The sequence below is a fragment of the Streptomyces flaveus genome (assembly GCF_014647675.1).
GTDB lineage: Bacteria > Actinomycetota > Actinomycetes > Streptomycetales > Streptomycetaceae > Streptomyces > Streptomyces flaveus.
In genome coordinates this window covers 61,027-80,155 of the sequence record NZ_BMPQ01000034.1, presented here as the reverse complement: position 1 = coordinate 80,155, position 19,129 = coordinate 61,027, and the positions used below count along the sequence as shown (strand labels likewise).

Annotated in this window: 19 protein-coding genes; 4 read left to right on the top strand and 15 right to left on the bottom strand. The window is 67.2% G+C overall.

The window, feature by feature from the left end; all coding sequences use genetic code 11:
- Nucleotides 1-13 precede the first annotated feature (13 nt).
- On the bottom strand, nucleotides 14-1,357 hold the full coding sequence (locus IEZ21_RS39590; protein ID WP_189326655.1) for a M14 family metallopeptidase: 1,344 nt from the start codon (nucleotides 1,355-1,357) through the stop codon (nucleotides 14-16).
- Between the two features lie 200 nt (nucleotides 1,358-1,557).
- Here IEZ21_RS39590 and IEZ21_RS39585 point away from each other — a divergent pair, with 200 nt between their 5' ends.
- Nucleotides 1,558-2,940 carry an Nramp family divalent metal transporter gene (locus IEZ21_RS39585; RefSeq protein WP_189326654.1) on the top strand — a complete coding sequence of 461 codons (1,383 nt, stop codon included), beginning with the start codon at nucleotides 1,558-1,560 and terminating at the stop codon, nucleotides 2,938-2,940.
- A gap of 23 nt (nucleotides 2,941-2,963) precedes the next feature.
- Here IEZ21_RS39585 and IEZ21_RS39580 read toward each other — a convergent pair whose 3' ends face one another.
- The 4 genes from IEZ21_RS39580 to IEZ21_RS39565 form a co-directional block, all read right to left on the bottom strand.
- A complete protein-coding gene (locus tag IEZ21_RS39580; protein WP_189326653.1) occupies nucleotides 2,964-3,821 on the bottom strand; it encodes a hypothetical protein in 858 nt (285 codons plus the stop codon).
- Nucleotides 3,822-3,902: 81 nt separating this feature from the next.
- The gene (locus IEZ21_RS39575; RefSeq protein ID WP_189326652.1) at nucleotides 3,903-4,418 is read right to left on the bottom strand and encodes a SigE family RNA polymerase sigma factor; all 516 of its coding nucleotides are present in this window, start codon (nucleotides 4,416-4,418) and stop codon (nucleotides 3,903-3,905) included.
- Nucleotides 4,419-4,634: 216 nt separating this feature from the next.
- Entirely contained in the window at nucleotides 4,635-5,204 is a 570-nt protein-coding gene (locus IEZ21_RS39570; protein ID WP_189326651.1) for a DUF3455 domain-containing protein, read from the bottom strand.
- A gap of 401 nt (nucleotides 5,205-5,605) precedes the next feature.
- Nucleotides 5,606-9,004, bottom strand: coding sequence for an AfsR/SARP family transcriptional regulator (locus tag IEZ21_RS39565; RefSeq protein ID WP_189326650.1), 3,399 nt, complete (start codon nucleotides 9,002-9,004; stop codon nucleotides 5,606-5,608).
- A 243-nt stretch (nucleotides 9,005-9,247) separates the two neighbouring features.
- Here IEZ21_RS39565 and IEZ21_RS39560 point away from each other — a divergent pair, with 243 nt between their 5' ends.
- Nucleotides 9,248-9,727, top strand: coding sequence for a hypothetical protein (locus IEZ21_RS39560; protein ID WP_189326649.1), 480 nt, complete (start codon nucleotides 9,248-9,250; stop codon nucleotides 9,725-9,727).
- 364 nt (nucleotides 9,728-10,091) lie between these two features.
- A complete protein-coding gene (locus tag IEZ21_RS39555; RefSeq protein WP_189326648.1) occupies nucleotides 10,092-11,198 on the top strand; it encodes a methyltransferase domain-containing protein in 1,107 nt (368 codons plus the stop codon).
- Here IEZ21_RS39555 and IEZ21_RS39550 read toward each other — a convergent pair.
- The 3 genes from IEZ21_RS39550 to IEZ21_RS39540 all read right to left on the bottom strand — a co-directional run bounded on the left by IEZ21_RS39550 (nucleotide 11,159) and on the right by IEZ21_RS39540 (nucleotide 13,149).
- Nucleotides 11,159-11,704: an LppU/SCO3897 family protein gene (locus tag IEZ21_RS39550; protein ID WP_246568639.1), complete on the bottom strand. Its 546-nt coding sequence runs from the start codon at nucleotides 11,702-11,704 to the stop codon at nucleotides 11,159-11,161. The two genes, IEZ21_RS39555 and IEZ21_RS39550, sit on opposite strands and share 40 nt — an antisense overlap.
- 390 nt (nucleotides 11,705-12,094) lie before the next feature.
- A complete protein-coding gene (locus IEZ21_RS39545; protein ID WP_189326646.1) occupies nucleotides 12,095-12,286 on the bottom strand; it encodes a hypothetical protein in 192 nt (63 codons plus the stop codon).
- Nucleotides 12,287-12,297: 11 nt separating this feature from the next.
- Nucleotides 12,298-13,149, bottom strand: coding sequence for a helix-turn-helix domain-containing protein (locus IEZ21_RS39540; RefSeq protein WP_189326645.1), 852 nt, complete (start codon nucleotides 13,147-13,149; stop codon nucleotides 12,298-12,300).
- Between the two features lie 244 nt (nucleotides 13,150-13,393).
- On the opposite strand from IEZ21_RS39540, the gene IEZ21_RS39535 reads away from it, so the two are divergent.
- Entirely contained in the window at nucleotides 13,394-13,834 is a 441-nt protein-coding gene (locus IEZ21_RS39535) for an ATP-binding protein (protein ID WP_189326644.1), read from the top strand.
- 269 nt (nucleotides 13,835-14,103) lie between these two features.
- Here the strand turns inward: IEZ21_RS39535 and IEZ21_RS39530 are convergent, their stop codons facing one another.
- From IEZ21_RS39530 to IEZ21_RS39500, 7 genes are all read right to left on the bottom strand, one after another.
- The gene (locus IEZ21_RS39530; protein WP_308429692.1) at nucleotides 14,104-15,135 is read right to left on the bottom strand and encodes a chitinase; all 1,032 of its coding nucleotides are present in this window, start codon (nucleotides 15,133-15,135) and stop codon (nucleotides 14,104-14,106) included.
- Between the two features lie 325 nt (nucleotides 15,136-15,460).
- Nucleotides 15,461-16,714 (bottom strand): DUF1266 domain-containing protein, encoded by a 1,254-nt coding sequence (locus IEZ21_RS39525; RefSeq protein ID WP_189326643.1) that lies wholly within the window; start codon nucleotides 16,712-16,714, stop codon nucleotides 15,461-15,463.
- A 161-nt stretch (nucleotides 16,715-16,875) separates the two neighbouring features.
- A complete protein-coding gene (locus IEZ21_RS39520) occupies nucleotides 16,876-17,337 on the bottom strand; it encodes a barstar family protein (RefSeq protein ID WP_246568637.1) in 462 nt (153 codons plus the stop codon).
- Nucleotides 17,338-17,359: 22 nt separating this feature from the next.
- On the bottom strand, nucleotides 17,360-18,007 hold the full coding sequence (locus IEZ21_RS39515) for a DUF4291 domain-containing protein (RefSeq protein ID WP_189326642.1): 648 nt from the start codon (nucleotides 18,005-18,007) through the stop codon (nucleotides 17,360-17,362).
- Between the two features lie 78 nt (nucleotides 18,008-18,085).
- The gene (locus IEZ21_RS39510) at nucleotides 18,086-18,355 is read right to left on the bottom strand and encodes a hypothetical protein (protein ID WP_246568635.1); all 270 of its coding nucleotides are present in this window, start codon (nucleotides 18,353-18,355) and stop codon (nucleotides 18,086-18,088) included.
- Nucleotides 18,345-18,695: a hypothetical protein gene (locus tag IEZ21_RS39505; protein WP_189326641.1), complete on the bottom strand. Its 351-nt coding sequence runs from the start codon at nucleotides 18,693-18,695 to the stop codon at nucleotides 18,345-18,347. The genes IEZ21_RS39510 and IEZ21_RS39505 overlap by 11 nt, the downstream gene beginning before the upstream one ends.
- Before the next feature lie 48 nt (nucleotides 18,696-18,743).
- Entirely contained in the window at nucleotides 18,744-19,106 is a 363-nt protein-coding gene (locus IEZ21_RS39500) for a hypothetical protein (RefSeq protein WP_189326640.1), read from the bottom strand.
- Nucleotides 19,107-19,129 lie beyond the last annotated feature (23 nt).

Sequence of the window (19,129 nt, the reverse complement as noted above, 5' to 3'; positions counted from 1 at the left end):
CAACACCAGCCCGTCAGCAGTACTGCTCCTCCTTGCCTATGGACCGGTACATGCAGTCCGCGTTCTCCAGCAGTTGGAGCACCGCGTCCCGGTTGCGGGACGTCTCGCGCTCGATGACCTCGTCGGGCGGGTAGAAACCGCCGCCCGACGCGGACCCCGGGTACATCTCGAAGGTGTAGCCGAAGATCTTCTGGTCGCCCCACAGCCAGTCGTCGATCGAGCCGTCCGTGATGTAGAGATCGCTGGACTGCTCGGCCGTGTAGCCGTTGCTGGCGGCCATCTTCCCGCCGACCGTGGCGAAGGCGTTGCGGTCGTCGGCCGTCATGCCGGTGGTCGTGTCCGAGTTCGTGTAGCCGAAGGGCCACAGCACGAGCTCGCTGTACGTGTGGAAGTCGACGCCCGCCTTGATCTGCTGCGTACCGCCGACGACCCGGCTGCGTACGAAGTCGGCGACGACCTTCACCTCGGGCGCGGACTCGGCGGCCGGACCCCGGTAGGTGTCGGAGGACGTCGAACCGGACGAACCGCCGCAGCAACCCCAGCGATAGGCCCAGTTGCGGTTCAGGTCCGTACCGACGTACGAGGAACCGCTGTTGGGCTGCCGGTTCTTGCGCCAGGAGCGGTACTGCCCGGTCGCGATGTCGTACTCGCCGCCGTCCGGGTTGAGGTCGGGGAGTATCCAGATCTCGCGGCTGTTGACCATGTTCGTGATGCGCTGATCGGAGCCGTATCCGGCGCCCAGTTCGCGTATCAGGTAGAGCGCCATCTCGACGGTGAGGTGCTCGCGTGCATGCTGGTGGTGGGTCATCAGGACTTCGGGTTCGGACTCGTCGGTCGCGACGTTGTCGCTGATCTTGATGGCGACGATGTCCCGGCCCTGGTACGACTTCCCGATCACGCGCCTGCTCATGATGTTCGGGTACGCCGAGAGCCGCTGGCTGATCTCCGTGTTCATCTCGGCGTAGTTGTGATAGCGCGAGTCGGCGGAGGGGAAGTCGAGGGGCCGTACGTCCTCCTCGCCGCGCGACCGGTCGGGTGCGGCGCCCATCGGCGTGACCTCGTAGCCGAGTTGCCGCAGCTTCTTGACCTGGTCCGCGCGGCCGGAGATGAACACGGTGTGGTCGTCGGAGTCGTCCACCGTCACGCCGGACTTCTGAAGTGCCGTACGGGACTTGGAGTCCGAGTGCATGTGGACCTCGTACTGGCGGATCTCGCGATCGGCCTCGGACGCGGCCACCGGGGCCGTGCCGGGCGCTCCGGACACGCTGGTCGTCGTGGCGGTGATGGGCGCCGCGAGGGCGAGCGCGAGGAGGGTGCCGAGGAAGGCGGTGCGTCTGCCTCTGGTGCGTAGTCGCATTGAGTCTCCTAGGTTCTCCAGGACTTCCGGGGTCTCCGGAATGTGGGGGTTGGAGCGGGGGGTGGTTCAAGCGACGTCTGTGCGGGTGTGGCGCTCATCGTGAAGGTATGGCATGACCGGGTCAAGACCAGGCGGAGGTCGAACGCGCATACACGCACGCCCCCTTGTGTCATCGCCCGCTTTGCGCTTTCTTGATCGGCATGGCGGACACCACGGGAAACACCGGCAAGACGGCGGGAAACTCAGGGGAAGCGGCGTCGGGCGAGGCCAACTCCAGCCCCCGTAAATCCAGTTGGAAATACATCGGCCCCGGCATCGTGGTCGCCGCCACCGGCGTCGGCGCGGGCGACCTCGTCGCGACCCTCATCGCAGGCTCGAACTTCGGCTACACCCTCCTGTGGGCCGCCATCCTCGGCTGCCTCGTCAAGATCTCCCTGGCCGAGGCGGCGGGCCGCTGGCATCTGTCCACCGGTCGCACCCTGTTCGACGGCTGGGAGAGCCTCGGCCGCTGGACGACGTGGTTCTTCGTCGTGTACGTCGTGATCTGGGGCTTCGTCTATGGCGCCGCGGCCATGTCATCCTCGGGCCTGCCCCTCCAGGCGCTCTTCCCGGACGTCATGGACCTCAAGTGGTGGGCCATCCTCACCGGCTTGGTCGGCCTGGTCTTCGTCTGGTTCAACAAGTACGCCGTCTTCGAGAAGGTCATGACGGTGCTGGTCGGCGTCATGTTCGTGGTGACGGTGTACCTGGCGATCCGCGTCACCCCGAACCTCGGCGACGCCTTCGCGGGCCTGCTCCCCGTCCTCCCCGACGAGAAGGACTCCATCCTCAACACCCTCGGTCTGGTCGGCGGCGTCGGCGGCACCATCACCCTTGCCGCGTACGGCTACTGGGTCAACGCGAAGGGCTGGACGAACACCGGCTGGATGAAGGTGATGCGCCTCGACAACCGCGTCGCGTACGCCACGACCGGCATCTTCGTCATCTCCATGCTCTTCGTCGGCGCGGAACTCCTCCACGCCTCGAATGTCGCCATCGCGAGCGGCGACAAGGGCCTCATCCAGCTCGGCGACATCCTGGAGGACGAGTACGGCACGGCGACGTCGAAGTTCTTCCTCATCGGCTTCTTCGCCACGTCGTTCACCTCGTTGATCGGCGTCTGGCACGGCGTCAGCCTGATGTTCGCGGACTTCGTGGAGCGCTACCGGGCGCGCCGTGCGGTGACGGGCGATGCGGTGGCGTCCGGGGCCGGGTCCGGGTCCGGCTCGGGCGAGGAGGTGGCGTCCGGCGCCCGCGAGAAGTCGTGGCCGTTCCGCGCGTACCTGCTGTGGCTGACGTTCCCGCCGATGATCCTGCTGTTCGAGGGCCAGCCCTTCCGCCTGATCATCCTGTACGGAGTCCTCGGCGCGGCCTTCCTCCCCTTCCTCGCCCTCACCCTGGTCTGGCTCCTCAACTCCTCCCGCACACCGAGGGAATGGCGCAACGGCCCGCTCAGCAACGCCATGCTGGTGATCGCGGGCCTGCTCTTCATCGTCCTGTGCGTGAAGCAGATCTGGGACCAGCCTTGGTCGGAGTTCTTCTGACGCGCTCATCAGGCGCGGGGTGCTTACCCGAGCTGTAGCCACTTCGGACTCGTGGCGATCTCCCTGAGCTGCTGCATGGTGAGCGCGGGTGTCTCGCGGGTCGGGTCGTCGCGCTGTGAGCCGGAGTTGAAGGCACTGACGACCACGCGCCGGCCATCAGGCCTGATGGTGTCGACGGTCCACATGACGACGCCCGCGACACCCTTCTCGCCCGGACCCTGGCTCGTGGCGACCTTTGTGCCATCGGGCAGGATCTCCGCGTCGGGCCCAAAGAGCTGGTCCTCGACATCCGACATATCGGGCTGCACGTTGATCTGAACCAGGCTCTCTCCCTTGCCGTCGTCGACCACGACGTACGCGTAATCGTTGGCCTGACCGCCATACGAGACGACGTCGACGTTCTTGGGGAGCAGAGAGGTGAGCGTCTGCCCGATCGAGGAACCGTCGGCACCCGGAGGGGTGCTCGGGGTGGTCTCCGGTGGCTCGGCGCCGGAGGTCTTGCCATCGTTCTCGGCGGGAGGGGGCGGGGGCAGGGTCGGGGTCGGGCTGGTGGCGGCCACGGACGGCCGCCCGTCGCTCTCGGCGGGAGGGGGCGAGGTCGGGGTCGGCCTGCTGGCGGCCACGGACTGCTGCCCGTCGCCCGCGCCGCCCCAGGGCACGAGCAGCGTCCCGCCCACCCCCACGAGGACGACAGCGGCCACGCCTCCCACGACGGCGGCCCGGCGCCGCAGCAGGAGCCTGCGACCGCGTACCGCTCCGGCGGCGACGAGGCCACTCCGGTCGGTCTCGAAGGAGTCGCCGGCCTGGCGCATGGCGAGGCCGAGCCGGTCCTCGAAAAGGTCGGTGTCGACGTCGCGGCTCTCGTGATCTTCAGCGGGCATGGCAAACCACCGTCTCTGCAAGGTCGTTGAAAGTCATTGGAAGTCGTTGGAATGGGAATCGCGCTGGGTCGCGGTGGCCGTTCAGCGGGCCGCGTACTCGCTGAGGCCGTCGCCGAGGAGCACCCGCAGCCGGCCGAGGGCCCGTACGCAGCGGGTGCGTACGGCGGCCGAGCTGACGTTCATCGCGTCGGCGGTCTCCTCGATGCTGCGGTCCTCCCAGTACCGCAGGACGACCACGGCCCGGTCCTTGGCGGACAGCCTCCCCAGCGCCTCCACGAGGGTCAGCCGCAGCGACGTGTCGTCGGCGGCGCTGTGCGGATCGGCCAGGTCGGGAAGGACGTCCGTGGCACGTTCGGTACTGCTGCGCCGCCGCTGGTGGGCGAGGAACGTACGGGTGAGGACGGTCTGCGCGTACCCCGCGGGATTACCGACGCGCGACACCCGCCGCCAGTTGACGTACAGCCGCCCGAGGGTCTCCTGCACGAGATCCTCGGCGAGATGGGTGTCGCCGCCGGTGAGCAGACAGGCCGACCGATACAAATGCCCGGCACGCGCCGCAGCGAACTCGGCGTAGCCGTCCTCGCCCCTCTGTCTCATGCCTACGTCCCCCGTGATCCTCGGCGATCCCCCGAAACCGTCCTCACCTCATTGATGCGGTGGACCCCGGGAAATGTTTCACCGTTTCTGAACGGGCCGTGGGTGCGGGCCGTCATTCGCATCCTGCCCGGTGCACTGCACAGCAAGGGCCCCTCGAGATCGTCCCGAGGGGCCCTGCCGTTGCTTCTTACCGCTTACCGCTTACCGCTTACCGCATCACTTGGCGGGCTTGTAGAAGGTGTAGATGGCGGAGTAGGGGACGCTGACCTGGTCGGTGCCCGTGCAGGCGGTGGTGGGGGCGACGCCGCCCTGGGTGCTGAGGCGCTGGATGTAGGAAACGCCGGCGAAGACCCCGGTGCCGCGCGTGGCGGTGGACTGCAGGAGGAGTTCGGGGATGGTGCCGGGTTTGGGGGAGGTGGCGAGGGCGGCGGCGTTGACCGCGCTGCCGTCTACCGTGGACACCCAGACGGGACCGCGGGAGTGGAGGGCGACGGGGCGGTGGGATTTGTCGTTCTTGGCCGAGAGGGTGGCGGCGGGTTCCAGCAGCTTCCAGGCGCCGTCGGTGCAGGTGTAGACCTGGACGCCCTTGGCGGAGAAGACACCGGTGAGCCGGTTGCCATCAGGGACCTTCAGTGAGTCGGGGGCCTTCGGCGTGGTGGGGGCGGCGGTATCGGCGTCGGCGGGCTTCGAGGTCGTGGCCTGGCCGATCGTCGCGCTGAAGAGCGTGCCGGCGGTCACGGCGGCGAGAGCTGTGGTGGTGAGGACGAGACGTCTGGCGAGCTTCATCAGGTGTGTCTCCAGAAAGGTGTTTCTGAACGAGTTCCTGGCTGTGGGGGCGGATGCCGTGCAGGTCCCGAGTGCCGGGACGGCATGGTCCGGCAAAGCATCCGGGGCTCGGTAAATGATCTTGAACCCTCAATCACGCACCATACCGTGGGGCCCGCCGACGAGAACGGGTGGGGGCACTCGCCCTGATGGCTGGGTCGCTGAACGACCGTTCCGTAGCCAGATGGTGATCCTGCGTCAGGTCTCGTCCTGCTCCCGACGGCGGAACGGGTCGTCGTAAACCCGGCTGCCTTCGATACGGGCCGCCGCCTTCGGTACGGGCCTTGGCGGGCCGTCAGAGCAGGTGATCCACTTTGCCCGCCTTGATGTCGCGGATGAGAGTGGCCCACGTGGGCCGGGCGTCACCGTGCTCTCATCCTCAGGTGGATCGCCTCCGCCTCGCGCTTCAGGGAAAGGGCCGCGGTGTACCCGTGCGTCTGCTGTACCGCCCTGGCGAGCTGGTGCAGAGCCTGAACCCGGCCCATGCGATGCCCGGTGGCACGGTGAACTTCCACTGCGCGCCGGGCGTGTTCGGCGGCCTGGGACGGCGCACCGCCGACGAGAGCGATGCCGGCGAGGACGGTGAGAGCCTGGCCTTCCAAGAGCCGATATCCGGTGCGGCGGCTCGTGTGGAGAGCGCGGTGGGCCAGTTCCGTGGCCGATGGTCCGCAGCCGGTGCGGTGGTGAGTGTCCGCCAGTCCGACGAGGCTCTCGACCGCCGCGTGGCAGTGGTCCTGACCGGTTTCCCGCAGGATCCGCAGCGCCTGCTCGTAGTGGCTGAGAGCCCTGTCGTGGTCGGCGAGCCGGAGATGGGCGCTCGCCAAGGCGTTCAGGGCATCCACCTCATGCCGTGTGTGGTCGTTCTCCCGGGCGAGAGCGAGCGCGGTCCGTGCGGTGTCGAGGGACCGACGGGGGCGGTCCAGGTCACCCTGGAGCCGGGCCAGGACGCACAGCGTGTAGCTCTCGGTGTCCCGGTCACCGAGTTCCCGGTGCAGGTGCAGAGCCCGTAGCAAGCCGTCCTCTGCCTCGGCGAGGTGTCCCTGCAGGCAGATCGCCTCGGCGAGATTGGCCACGTCGATGGCCGCGTTCACGGCGGAGCCGATCTTCTCGTCGAGGACGAGGGCCTGTCTGTGGTACTCCGCGGACCGGTCCAGCTGTCCGAGTTCCCGGCACAGGACGCCGAGGTTCCCCAGGATGGCGGCCTGTCCGGCGACCCGGCCGGTCTCGACGTTGATCACCAGGGCTCGGGTGAGGTGATCGGTCGCCTGGAGGGGACGGCCCTGTTCCCAGTGCACGCCGGCGAGGTTGCTGAGAACGGCTGCCTGCCCGTCCCGCCATCCCACGCTCTGGGTGCAGGCCAGCGCACCTGTGTAGTGCTCCAGCGCACTGCCGAACCGGCCTTGTCGCATACAGGCGTCCCCGAGACTGAGCCGGGCCGCGCCCTCGGCCCATGCATTGCCGTCGGCCCGTGCGGCAGCCAGGCCGGCCTGTGCCACCGCCAGCCAGTCGGAAGCGTGGGAGCCGAGCCAGAAGAAGCCGCGCAGCCTGTCGGCGAGCAGCCACGCGGTCTTCCGGGAGCCATGCCGGGCGGCGTCCTCGATGACCGAACGCATGTTGGGCTGTTCGGCGTTGAGCCAGCCCAGAGCCGCGGACTCGTCGTTCAGCACGGTGGCGACCTGCTGCGGTACGGACTCGGTGCTCCCCGCCGCACCTACGGCATCGGCCGGCAGGCGCAGTTTGTCCGGATAAAGCAACTGTGAGGCGGCGGTCACCGTGGCGAGGTAGTACCTGTGAAGGCGGCTCGTCGCTTCGGCACGGTCGGCCGGGCTCTCCTCCTCGGCACATTCGGTGCCGTACAGGCGCACCAGGTCGTGGAACGAGTACCGGCCGGGCGACTGCTGGTGCACGAGGCTCGCCGCCGTCAGCCGGGCCAGCACCTCGTGGGCCTGCCGCGGCGTCACGCCCGCGAGGGCGGCGGCCGCGTCGACGGTCACGTCCGGGGTGGGGGCGGACGCGGTCAGCCGGAACATCCGCCGGGCCTCCGGCGGCAGAGCACGGTACGAGTGGTCGAAGGCCGTACGTACGGCGGACTGCGCGTCGCCGTCCACAGCCAGCGATCCGAGCCGGTCGGTGTCTTTCAGCTCGGCCGCGTATCGAGCCAGACCGAGGTTGTCCCTGCCCGCCACATCAGAGGCCGCGATCCGCAGGGCGAGGGGCAGTCTGCCGCACCACTCGACAAGCCACGCCGCGGCCTCCGCGTCGGACCGGGCACGCTCCTCGCCCAGCATCTGGGCCAGCAGGTCGTGGGCCTCCGCGTCGGTCAGCACATCCAGGACGAGCGACCGGGCGCCGTCACGCGCCACCAGACCGCTCAACCGGTCGCGGCTGGTGACCACCGCCAGGCAGCCGGGAGCCGCGGGCCGCAGCGGCCGTACCTGGTCCGCACTGGCCGCGTTGTCGAGGAGGACCAGCATGCGCTTGCCTGCCAGCAGGGAGCGGTACAGCGCCGCGGCCTCCTCCTGCTCGGCCGGCACCTGTTCCGTCGGCACGCCCAGTGCGCGCAGGAACCGGCCCAGGACGTCGACCGGTCGCAACGGTGCGGTGGGCCCGAAGCCGCTGAGGTCGACGTACAACTGCCCGTCCGGAAACCGGTCGCGCATGCCGTGGGCCCAGTGCACGGCCAGGGCCGTCTTGCCCACACCGGCCGTACCGGACATCACCGTGATCACGCCCGTGGCCCCCGCTGCCTCGTCGTCCTGTGGAGGAAGCAGCGCATCGAGCTGTTTGAGATGGCCCTCCCGGCCGATGAACCCCAGGACTCCGGCGGGGAGTTGCCGTGGGACGGCCTGGGCCGGAACCGCGCCGGTGTCCGCCGGTCCGCCGGTGTCCGGCGGCGCACCGGCGACGACCGGTGTCGTGGGGTGCTCCGGTGTCCGGGGCCCGTCGGTGTCTCCTGCCGGCCGGGTGTCTCCGGTCGGCCGATGCGGGGTGGCCTGATGGCCGCGCAGGACTTCCTGGTGGACCTGCTGTACCTCAGGCCCGGGGTCGGTGCCGAGTTCCTCGGCCAACCGCTCCCGCAATCCGGCGTAGCAGGCCAGCGCCTCCGAGCCGCGGCCGACCGCCTGCAGAGCCCGCATCAGCGCGGTCACCAGGGGCTCGACCAGCGGGTGTTCGGCCACCAGATCGGGCAGCCGGTCGAGCACCAGGGCCGGGCTGCCCGACCGGGTCGTCGCGTTCGCCCAGTCCACGAAAGTGTCTATGCGCCGCTGCGTCCAGCTCTCGCGGGTGCGCGCCGCCCACGGGCCGGGGACTCCCGCCAGTGGTTCGCCACGCCACAGCCCGAGAGCCTGGAACAGCAGCGCGGCTCGCGCCACGTCGGTGAGGGCGGGGTCGCGCGCCTGCTCGGACAACTGCCGGTAGTGGTGCAGGTCGACTCGGTCCGGCGCGACCTGCAGCAGATAGCCACCAGCCAGGCGCAGCAACTGCGGCGGCGTGCCGTCGTCCTCCTCGCCGGGGTCCACAGTGGTGGCCGCATCGGCCAGGACACGGCGAAGACGGCTGACGTGCGAGTAGAGCGAGGCGCGGGCCTCCATCGGCGGATCCTCGCCCCAGACCCGGTGGATCAGCGTCTCGGCGGAAACCGGGCGGTCGGCCTCAGCCGCGAGGACGGCGAAGAAGGCCCGCCGCAAAGGTGGCCCGAGCTGCACCGCCTGGCCTGCCACCCGCAGTTCCACCGGGCCCAGCAGCCGTAACTCCACCATGGCATCTGTCCGTTCAAGGCCCGCCGACATCGAGCAAGGTCATCACAGCAGGTCCATACAACCGCGACAAGACATCGACAAGGTTTTCACACAGGGCCTCCGTCCACGATGTGTGACGTGCGAAGCGCGCAGGCGATCGAGGGGCCCGCCCGCGAAGCGGTGTGCCGGCAAGCCGTGAGATCAGGAAAAACGACCACCACGGCGAAGCTCCGCAGCACGCAAATGACTCAGAAGGGGAAACCAATGTCTGTACGCCCGATGTCGACATCCCGGAGGAAGGCCGTCGGCGTCTCCGGACTGGCAGTGGCCGCGACGCTCATGGGGGCGGCGGTCGCGCCGGCTCCGGCCGCCGCCGACGACGGCGACCGCACCAAGACCGTCGCCTGCGAGTCGTTGCACGTGGACGACAGGAACGGAAACGTCCACGCCAAGACGCGGAACTGCACGGTGACCTGGGGAAAGAACATCATTGACGGCGCCTACTGGCAGACGGTGAAGTTCCAGTTGCTCGATTCCAGTACGGACGGAGTGTGCGGCTACGCGAATGTCATCGCGTCCGACACCGGGAACAGCAAGCGGGTCAAGGAGTGCGACGGCGTCTGGACGACGAGGACCGCGAGCTTCAGCGGCCGGAGCTCGAACATCTTCATCAGGGTCGCTTACGGCGACAATTCCACGTACGGCAACATCAGCACGAATGTCCCGCGTCCGTCCGGATTCTGAGGGATCGTACGCCCGGGCGGTGCCGCTGCCGTCCTGACGACCTCGCCGGCCATTGCGGCTCCGTCGTCGAGTGCCGCCGGCGGGGGCTGGGGGAGGGGAGTCGGCGCGGGGGGCCGACTCCCCGCGCCGCTGTGTGGCCTGCGCCCCGCCGCGCGGCTGCGATCGTGTGCCAACCCGCAACTCCGTCCGCAGTCGCGGTTCCCTCTCGAAGTCACCAGGACCGCAGGGCAGTTAGACTTTCGCCCATGACGTACTTCTTCCACCTCCGCTAGGCACCGTCGGCGAAGCGAGGATCCCCCCGTCGCCGACGAGGCGGGGCAGCGGAGCGCTGCCCCGAGTGCTGACGTGGAAGAAGAACAACACCATGCACACGCCCCTCGTGGCGCGCTGCCTCCGCGGCCTGGAGGCCGTGGTCGCCTCCGAGGTACTGGGGTCCGGACTCGGCGCCGTCACCGATCTACGCCACCGCGAAGTCCATTTCCGCTCGCACCGGTTCACGCCGCCGCTGCGCACCGCGGACGACGTGTTCCTGCTGGCCGCCCAGTGCCCCGACATCGGAACAACGCGACAGCGCCTGCACGAACTCACCGAACTCGTCCATCTCGCCGACACCGACCACCTCCTGTCCCTCCGCCACAGCTCTCTCCGTCACAGCGCGGCGACGTCGGCCCGGGGGATCACCGGCATCGACGTCTCGGCCTCCTTCCTCGGCCGGCGCACGTTCACCCGGTACGACGCCGAGGACGTCGTCGGCCAGGCCCTGGCGCGACGGCTCGGCGTCCCCTACCACTCCCGGCGTACGGGGACCGCGCCCCCGCCGGGCAGCTGCGGCTGGCGGCTGACCCTGGACGGCACGCGGGCCACGCTCATGCTGCGGCTCGACGACCGACCGCTGCACCGCCGCGCGTACAAGCAGCGCACCATCCCGGGCACCCTGCACCCGCCGCTCGCCGCCGCCATGGCCACGCTGGCCGACATCCGCCCCGGCCACGCAGTCCTCGACCCGTGCTGCGGCGCCGGCACCCTGCTGATCGAGGCGGCACTCGCCCAACCCGACGCCCGCTTCCACGGCTTCGACCTGTCCGCGGACGCGGTCACCGCGGCCCGCGCCAACGCCGGTGAACTGCCCGTCGCCATCCGCCGTTCCGACGCCGGCCGCCTCCCCCTCCCCGACGACTCCGTCGACCGCGTCCTGTGCAACCCACCCTGGGGCACCCAGGCCCACGCCCGCGGCCTGCTCGCCACCGCCCCTTCCCGCTGGTGGACGGAACTACGCCGCGTCCTCGCCCCCGAGGGCACAGCCGTCCTCCTCCTCCCCGACCGCGAAGACCTGACCACCGCCATCCGGCACCGCTTCACTCCCGTACGCGTACAACGCCTCCGCCTGTCCGGGGCCCAGCCCTTCCTCGTGCACCTGGCTCTGGCGGGTCCTCAGCGCTCGAGAGGATGCAAGCAGAGGGTGGTCGCTTGATCCTCGCTGTACTCCGGGCCGGCGAGAAAGTCCCCGGTGGGGCACCCCGCTTCCGGCGGTTCTGTGACACGGAACTGTGCGTCGGACGAGCCGCAGGACACGGTCTTCAGGTCCTGGTCGCTCCAGGAGCCGTCGTTGCGGGCGCACGATCCGACCGTGAGCGGTTCCGGCCGGCCGTCCCCCGCGACCAGGCCGATGACGAACAGCACAGGAACGGCCACCAGCGCCACCGCCACCACTGCCAGCGGCACGGTGACGATCAGCCCCGCCGGACGCTTCATCACCGGCTTGCCTGGGTCAAGCGGCGGCCGCCAACCCGGAACCCGGGGTTGGGGTATGCGGCGCACGGTGGACAGGGCGCCGAGGTTCATCAGCAAGGTGATGGGCGTGATGATGGCGGACAGCGGGCCCCACCAGCCCTGCAGCAGAGTGTCCGCCTGCATCTGCCGGAAGACGGCCAGCCCGCAGGTCCGGCAGAACGCACCCTTGCGCCGTAGGAAGCGCATGATCACGATGATGCCCTGGTGGCCGCGAACCGTTACGGGTGCCGAGGGCCCAGCCCCGCACACCTCGCACCCGAGGGCGGGGGGTCCGCCCATGGGGGCCGCCCCGGCGTACGGCTGCGGCGGATACGGAGACGCCGGGTACGGCGCGGGGGGCTGGTGAGGAAACGCGGGCCCGCCCTGAGCCGAGTACGGTCCCCGGGGAAACTGTGAAGGGGATGCGGGCGGCGGTGTGCTCATCAATATCTCCGTAAGGTGATCCAGCGGAACCGACGAAGCACCTTAGCCATTCGAGGTCGGGCTCCGGTCCACACGCCCAGCCCGGCGCACCAACTCGCTCGCCGCCAGGATCGCGACGGCCACGGCGTGCCCCCAGCGCGAGCCACCGCGGTCTCAGAGGAGGTGGTCGGCCTTGCCCGCCTTGATGTCGCGGATGAGGGTGCGGAGGGCTTCGCGGGTGTCGGTGAGGTAGGTGTCTTCGGCGCCGGCTATGGCGATGTAGGCGTTGTCCTGGTCGTCGATGCCGAGGCGGAAGCATGAGTTTCCCTCACCGCAGAAGGGTTCTTCCCAGGTGATGTGATCCATCGGGCTTCTCCTCAAAGGCTGTTGGCGATGTCGCGGATGTAGTCGCGTGACGCCTTCGGCGACAGAGCGATGCGTTCCATCCAGTCCAAGTGGGCACGGTACTTCGCCAATTGTGTGTCCGCGTGCAGGAAGTCGGGCCCGTGCGAGTTGTCGATCTGCACCGTGTCGAGCTTCGGCACCGGCCCTTCCGCGTACAGCACGGTCTGCCCCGCGCCGGGGAACGCCCCCGCCTCGAACGGGATGACCAGCAGCGTGATGTTGGGCTGCTCGGACTTCTTCAGCAGATGGTCGAGCTGGGCCCGAGCCACCTCCTGCCCACCGAACCTCATCCTGAGCGCGGCCTCGTGCACGATGGCGACGAACTCGGGCGGATTGTCGCCGTCCAGTACGTGCTGGCGCTCCACGCGGTGAGCCAGGCGCAGGGCGACCTCATGCTCGGGCAGTTGCGGGATGACGACCCGGAAGATGGCGAACGCGTGGTCGGAGGTCTGGAGAAGACCCGGGATGTGCATGGAGTACGCGGCCCGCATGCGGACGGCGTGCGCCTCCAACTCAGCGATGTCCAGCAGCCCTTGGGGGAGCGACCCGCGGTACTTGTCCCACCAGCCCCGTTGGCCGGGCTGAGCCATCTCGGCCAGTGCCTCGACGTACCGTTCGTCCCGGCAGTCGCAGTTGCAGGCGAGGGTGCGCAGCCGTTCCGGGCTGATTGCGCGTACGCCGGACTCGATGTGGGAGATCTTGCCTCGGTCCACACCGAGCAGCCCGGCTGCGTACTCCGCGGAGATCCCCGCTGAGGTGCGCATCCGGCGTACCTCGGCTCCCAGCCGCTTCTGACGCTCCGTGGGCGACGTCCTCGCTGCCATGCCGTTCCTTCCGCGCGCGGTCGTGTGCAGTCTGCCGCTTACGCGTGCGACTGAGACACGAACGGGCGTAACTTTCACCATGCGGGGCCAAATTAGCCCCCCACTCCAGTACATTCAGTAACGCACAGGCTACTCACAGCAGTTGGAAGTGCCTCGCGGACGCATGCCCGCGACAGGCCACCGACTGTCGCCATACCGCCCTTCACCTCACCTCATCTCCCCTCACCCGGAACGGAGTTCCCGCATGCCCGAAGTCACCCCGTCCCCAGCCCTCATCCCCGCCCCCACCTGGGAATGCCACCTCCACTTGACCAACAACCCCCGAGCCCCACGCATCGCCCGCCGCACGATCCGCACGGCCCTCCTCGACTACAACTACTCCCTCGAACTGGCCGACACGGCAGAGCTGTTGACCTCGGAGCTGGTCTCGAACTCGGTGAAGCACTCCGACGGCCCGGTAGCCGTCAGACTCCGCACCCGCGCCGGAGTCGTACGCATCGGAGTCATGGACGACCACCCGGAACTCCCCGCCCCACTGTCCTGCACCCCCGACGAGGACTTCGGCCGGGGCCTGTACCTGGTGGAAGCCTTGGCGGACTCCTGGGGCCGCTACCCGCTCCCCAACCGCTCCCGAACGCCCGGCTGGAAGGTGGTGTGGTTCGAACTGGCCGCTGACCGCGAATGAGAGCGCGTGGTGAGGGCGGAGTCGAGCAGCCGGAGGCTCCGCGTCCACGCACGAGCTGTATGGCGGCTACCCACCAGGAGGTAGTTCCGCAAATGTGACACTCGGTCCCCTCAGTGTCACATTTCCGTGCGCACACCCCTCCCTCCCCTGGACTGGCCTCGCCAGGACACCCTCCGTCTCATCACCCGGAAGCCCGGCGGTTGCTCGCGTATGCGGGCCGTATTGCCGCCGGGCTCGGGTCCAGGCGGGGGCAACCCGCCAGGGAACTGTCAGGGCAGCGCGTGCACGTGCGGCCCCACCGCGTTCGACCACGCATTGCCCGCCACTGCATCCCAGTTCGTTGACCACGTCATCGCGCCACGCAGGTCGGGATACGTCCGCGGTGGCTTGAAGGAGCCGCAGTTCGTGCCCTTGGTCAGGCAGTCCAGGGCGTTGTTCACCACGGACGGTGGGACGTAGCCACTGCCCGCGCCGCTGGGGGAGGCCGGGAGGCCCAGGCCCACCTGGGACGGGGACAGCCCGCCCTCCAACTGGACGCAGGCCAGGGCTGTCAGGAAGTCCACGGACCCCTGGCTGTACACCTTGCCGTCGCAGCCCAGCATCGAACCGCTGTTGTAGTACTGCATGTTGACGACCGTGAGGATGTCCTTGATGTTCAGGGCCGTCTGGAAGTAGCCATTCGACGTCGACTGCATGTCGATGGTCTGCGGCGCCATCGTGATGACCAGCGACGAACCCGCCTTCGAGGACAGGGAGCGGAGCGCCTGCGTCATGTACGTCGCGTTGAGGCCGTTCTCCAGATCGATGTCGACGCCGTCGAAGCCGTACTCCTGCATCAGCGAGTGGACCGAGTTCGCGAAGTTCGTGGCGGATGCGGAGTCGCTGACTGAGACGGTGCCGCGTTCGCCCCCGACCGAGACGATCACCTTCTTGCCCTCGGCCTGCTTGGCCTTGATGTCCGCCTTGAACTGGTCGATCGTGTAGCCGCCGAGCCCGGCCGAGTCGAGGTTGAAGGTCACGGCGCCCGGCGTCGAGGTGGCGTCCGCGAAGGCGACCGCGATGATGTCGTACTGGGCTTGAACGTCGGAGAGCTTCTGGACTGTCGCGCCGTTATTGAAGTTCTGCCAGTAGCCGGTCACGGCGTGCTTGGGCAGGGCGGCGGCATCTCGCTCCGCCGCCGGCGCCTGGGCGGCCAGGGCAGCGAAGGTGAGAACGGATCCGGTCAGCAGGGCGGCCAGGGCTCGCGCCCACCGCCGTCGTCTGGATCCGGTCGATCCGGGCATGCCTGGTACGCGGTTCATTTCGGCCTCCGGTGGGGGGAGTTGAGTGGGGAACGGTGGCCACCGCTGGCCGTACAAGCTGGTCCAGACCAATAGACTTGTCAAGACCTCTCGCTCGACCTCTCTGGTTCGACCGAAGCCGCCATACGAGCCGACCTTGGCTCCGTACGCGCCAACCCCCAGCTCCGCACGCGCCAACCTCAGCTGCGTACGCGCCGTACCTCAAACCCCGTACGCCCCAGGGGGCCTGCCGCTACCCCTCCGTACCCGCTCCCCAACCACCGGCTGGAAGGTGGTGTGGTTCGAACCGGCCACCCGAACTGGCCACCGCCCCCATGGACCTGCCCTACTTGAACGGGATGTTGAGCCACGGACTCCCGGGCTCGGACCTCAGAATCCGATGAGCCGAGACCATGTCCTCGTACCATTCCCCGAACTCCTCGTCGTCGAAGTGGAGACAGCGCCCGAGGATGTAGCCGGCGGAGAAGTCTTGCCAGGAGCGGTAGGAGCGAGCTGCGGCCCGGCCCGCCTCGATGACCGCGGACTCGGCTTCCTTCAGGCCGCAGTAGCGGGCGCCGAGACCCCACCGGGCCATGCCCGAAGCCCGCCCCAGATCCCAGGCGTCAACAGAGGTGACATGCCGGTTCTCGTCGAGGATGCCGTCGGCCCGGAAGCGCGCCTCGTAGCGGGTGATCCTGCCGATGAGATGCTGCACGCCCTTGATGCGAGCCTCGGTCTCCGCCTCTGGGCGAGGGTCGGCCTTGGTGACACCGTCTGGGATGATCACGGTCTCGCCGGAATCACGGTGGCGCAGGACTTTGGCGGCCGCATCCCGCCAGTAGGAGGTGTCTATATAGCCTCCGAAGTCACGGGCGATGGCACGGCGCAGGCTGAGTGCGAACTCCCATACCGGGTTGGCGCCATCGAGTGCCAGAAGAGTGCGCTGCTGGTACTGCCATTCCGCAGAGTTGGTGACGCCCCACGATTGTCGAAGTGACTTGCGCTCATTGCGATAGCCCTGGCCGTGATAAGCCATGGCATTCCAGGGGAAACCGTCCCGGACGAAAAGCAGGGCGCCGCAGGCCAGACCGTGAGCCACGGGGCCTTGCAGAGGGCCGCCGACGCGGAGGGTAAGCAGGCCCGGCGTGTACGAGAGAACCCTCACCCGCTCCGAATGCTGAGTCCAAGCCGCGGAGTGCGGGGGCGCCGAGGGTAGGAACGCCTCGCACGGACTACCGGGGTTGACCACGATCACCGGAGGATCGGTGGGCCGCCATTGGCGGGCGAGCCAGTCGAGGCTGTTCCACTCGAACACCCGGTGCGGCTCCGGAGCGGGAAGCATCCCCTCGGTGTACACCGTCCAGACCGGGCCTCCGGTCCGAGCATCATGGCTGAACACGGGATAGATGCCGCTCGGCACGGCATCTGCCTTGTCCCGCTGTATCTCGAAATACACCCGATTCCGCGCGAGCGTATCGAAGTACGCCGGCCAGTCACCCCGCCCCTTGGCCTCGAAGAGCGCCTGCTCGATCTCAGTTGGCGGGATCCACGGAGGCGATGCGGGAGGTCCAAAATTGGGAGGTGGAGGACCGAACGACATGCGGTTTTCTATCCTTTACGGAGAGGCTGACTCAAATGAAAAGCAAGGTGGTCGACTCTTTATGTCGTGACGGCCGCGTCTCTGCGTCCCTCAACCTCCCGAAGGTGACGAGTCGCACAAGTAGGTAAACGTGCGTGGCCTTTCAGCAGGAAATAAATTTTCTACGCGCGGGAAACTTGATTCTTCAGTTCCGTGTAGCTGTCTGGGCTGCATAGAAGTACCACGTGAAGGGGTGCTTTATCCCTCGGGTACTGGGGCTTTGCTGCCCAGTACTTGACGGAGTCCGAGAGGATCCGGAAGAAGATATCGCGTTCTTCGGGGTTCTCGGAGAGAATGAAATCGGCGTTGTCGACGGTCAGTAGATACCGTGTAGCCTCCAGCCAGCCGAGATCTTTCAGGCAGTCCCGCAGCGCATTCCAGTTCCAGCCGAAATAGTCCGGCAGGCGGAGAGTTTCGTAGAACTGGGTGAACACTCCATCCGTGTCCTTCATCTCCCGCCCACGCATCCTGGCTGAGTAGATCGTTCCACTCGGCGGAAGTGCTTGCACGGCCGAAACTGTTGAATCGGTGGGGATTACTTGAATCCAAGGTGCCTTGTCGGCCCACCAGAGTTCGCTCGTCATTCCATCTCCAGGATAATTTGGGCTACCCGTCCGCCCTGATCTTCCGCCGGGTCTGTTCTGGAAGTGGATAGTGCCGCTCGGTGGGGATTTTCCGGACTGCCTCCGCAGTATTTCCGGCACGAATATCGGAGTGGATGGATCGGGAAAGCTCGGTAACGTCTGTGATGCCGATGATCCAGTCGTGCACGTAGAGTTCTACGGCCTCTCCGGAGAGGCCGATCTGGATCGCTCGCGTGGGCAGCGGATCGAGGGAAAGTGACCGTTCCGGGTCCCATTGGATCCGCACAGGACTTTCCTTGACCTCCTGCCGCCAGGAACCCTCGTCCGGGTGCACCCAACGATCGAAGTGGCTCAGTGCCGAGTGAGCCAGCGCCCATTCGAAGCCTGCACGGGAGATCTCGACGGCGAGCACATGCTCTTGGTTCTGCTTGGTCGCCCACCCTGACCGGTACATCATCCACAAGAAGGAAGGCTTGATCCAGGTCATCCGCTCTTTCTTGAACGGCGCTACGAAGGTCCCCGCTTGCGCGGCCCGCTCCGCGATCTCCCTGGGATATGCCTGGTACACCGTGATGCTGGAATCTCCGAAGCTGGCCTTCACCAATCGCTTCGGCTCCTCCGCCTCGATCGGAAGCCTATTTTTCTGTCCATTTGACTCTTCGTGCGTCATGTTCCCTGCTCTTCGGGGATTGGTGGCTAGCTAAATTGCCCGGGGTGAAGCGTAGCCAAAAAGTCGTTGCGTAAGTGCTCACAGAGAACGCAACTCGCGAGCTACTTGAATGTCACTATCAAGTGCGCTGAATCGAGCGGGGTTTCTGCTGGCGTCGAGAACGACGACATGCAGACGATCGCCTACACGGGGCGGCGGCATCTCGGCGTTCCACCAGGATGGGTGCTTCACCTGATCGATAAAACCGACTTCACCATTTGACTCGACTTGTGCACCCCACGGGGAAACTGCTGTCACCGTGACATCGAGTTCCTGATGATTCAGGAACGGCATTGGTTCACTCGTCATCCGCGTCGAATTCTATTCCTTGTAGCAAGCTGACTGCCTGCCGGGCTGTTTCGCGCAAATCGAGCCATTCCTGCGAATCCCGAACCGCATCCTCGGTCCATTTGTCTTCAGGGGTTTGAGTCATCCCCTCAAGCGACTGGTCTATAAATTTAATGGCTCCGCTGAGAGCCTCCGGGAGTAAGCCTTCCTCGATCAATCTGGAAACGGGGCGATAAGAGTCATCAAATTCCAAGGCTAGTTCGTCCACCCCGACGCCCAAGCGGCGTGTGTAGTCAATCTGTCGTTCCGCTTCCCATGAGAGGCGCTCCAACGCTTGTTCAAGCTGACGGACGGCGATCATGCCTTGTCTTCAGTGTGGTTGAGAACTGCTGTGCAATATTCTGTCACCTTACAGAAATTTCAGGTGCTCACTCATCGCCTTTCGGGTAGATTTTGGTGTCGATCGGTCTTCTGGGTCGTCCATACCAAGCAGCGGCAGATCGAAAATGAGTGTGTCGATTTTTCGAGTGATGCTGCTTTCATTCCATCGATCGATGGCTTGAAGCGCGCGAGACACTGCATAGTGCGCCGGGCTTTCCGTGCGCAACTCGGGAATCACTTCAAGCGTGCCGGACGATGTTCGCCGCATGGGTAGCGACGGAGGAACCACGATCATCGGTGGCATTCCGTCGTTGCGGAGATTATCTAGAATTTGAGCGATGTCGTGACGTGGAGCACCACCGTACCGCTCGAGTGCATAGATGCCGGACATGCAGATGGCGTCGGCCTGGATTG